Origin of the sequence: Flavobacterium difficile (assembly GCF_011392115.1) — a bacterium.
Taxonomy (GTDB): Bacteria; Bacteroidota; Bacteroidia; order Flavobacteriales; family Flavobacteriaceae; genus Flavobacterium; species Flavobacterium difficile.
Genome location: NZ_JAAJBT010000023.1, coordinates 1 through 650 on the forward strand (window position 1 = coordinate 1; position 650 = coordinate 650).

The window sequence follows — 650 nt, forward strand, 5'->3', positions numbered from 1 at the left end:
AAGCATTGTACACGTGAATACTTGAACTAGCATTTGTAGGTGATAAAGTAATAGCAATATTACCTGTAAAAGTTGGAGTAAATGTATAAAACACATCATTTCCTGCCATATAATTTGTAGCTTGTGAACTACACGCCAAAGGCTGAGCAATATCGTTAGTGTCTAAATAATTTGAAGTATTATCTGAAGTTTGATATGGTAAAGTTGGCGGTATTACAATCGGACCGGCACAAGTATCTCCAAAAGAAGCCGTTTGAAAACTTCTTGGACCAAACCAATCACTAGTAAATGTATTCGGACAAACAGCTTGTACCTGAAATTTGTAAAGCGTATTTGGCGCTAAACCTGTGGCTGTAAAAGGGTTAGTAACCCCATTATAATTTATAGTTGTTGGACCACCAAAAGTATCAGCAAATGGACAAACTTGAACATTAAAAAGAGTTACACCCGCAGGAGAACCCCAACTTAATTGTGCACTAGAGGTAGATTCGTTAGCTGTTGCTAATGGTCCTGTAGGTGCATTACATTTTTGTACTAAATTTATATTATCTATTAACCAACGATCTCCGTTGTCATTTGTCATTACAAAAGCAATGTAAATTTGAGATCCTGCTGGATAAGCAGTTAAATCGATTACTTTTTCCTCGTAA

General features: G+C 36.0%; 1 protein-coding gene. It reads right to left on the minus strand.

Features of this window, described 5'->3' with window-relative positions:
* On the minus strand, positions 1-650 hold a 650-nt coding region (locus G4D72_RS13280), incomplete at both ends, for a fibronectin type III domain-containing protein (RefSeq protein WP_166078212.1).